Source organism: Raoultella sp. T31 (genome assembly GCF_002806725.1).
Taxonomy (GTDB): domain Bacteria; phylum Pseudomonadota; class Gammaproteobacteria; order Enterobacterales; family Enterobacteriaceae; genus Klebsiella; species Klebsiella electrica.
The window spans coordinates 1-1,018 of sequence record NZ_PIBO01000092.1 but is presented as its reverse complement, the minus strand read 5'-3'; the positions used below and the strand labels follow the sequence as shown (position 1 = coordinate 1,018).

Genomic DNA, 1,018 nt, shown 5'->3' with positions numbered 1-1,018 from the left:
TGTGAGTTCAACCGATGGATGCAACACATTGATTGAACCGCTCTGCGGGTGATTCATAGTCTAGCGTTTTTCTCGGCCTCTCGTTGAGCTGTCTGGCGACACTGTTTAGTCTTTGTTGGCTGTGAACTGATAAGTCAGTTCCTTTTGGAAAATACTGTCTGAGTAATCTGTTTGTATTTTCATTTGAGCCGCGTTGCCAGGGAGATTGAGGATCACAGAAATAAATCTGAATGTCTGTCGCTACAGTAAATCGGGTGTGGCCAGTCATTTCAGCCCCCCGATCCCATGTCAGTGTTTTATAAAGCTCAACAGGTAATTCCCGGGCTTGTCTGATGAGTGCAGATATAACCGTTATGGTCTTGTTGTCTCTGATTTTTGCAAGCATAACAAAGCGGGAATGGCGTTCTACGAGAGTGACGATACAGGAGTTTTTCGAGCCCTGGATCAGGTCACCTTCCCAGTGACCCGGTATGGCTCTGTCTGCAACTTCAGGTGGCCGTTCGCTTATTGGTATCGCATCCGGGATTGATCCTAACCCTTTCCCTTTAAGCGATGACGTTCTGGATCTACGAACCGCTCTTCCGCTTCTGAGGCATTGCTGCAGCTCTTTTTTTAATGCCCCCCGGGTTTGTATAAAAAGCGTTTTATAAATCGTTTCGTGTGACACATGCATTTCCTGATTATCCGGATAACAGCGTTTCAGCCAACCGGCGATCTGTTCCGGCGACCAGTCCTGATGCATCTTCTCTGCAATGATTTTACACAATGCGGGGCTTTCAATTAGCTTGCAAGGTTTTGGTCTCAGGGCATTTTCCCACGCAGTAGCATCGGCTTTTGCTGCACGGTATTGTTTGGCACCGCCGTGCCTCCTGACCTCGCGGCTAATCGTTGAGGGCGCTCTTGATAATTTGGCGGCGATGTCCCTGATACTGAGCTTTGCTACCAGCCCTCTGGATATCTCCTCTCTTTCATCAAGCGAAAGCGCTAACCGGTGCCGCTTTCGCACGGGAGGACGGTA

Annotated in this window: 1 protein-coding gene; it reads right to left on the bottom strand. The window is 48.9% G+C overall.

Annotated features, from left to right (window positions below):
* Window positions 1-7 precede the first annotated feature (7 nt).
* Window positions 8-1,018 (bottom strand): IS30 family transposase (locus CWM52_RS25880; RefSeq protein ID WP_100686660.1); only part of this gene is annotated, 1,011 nt, incomplete at its 5' end.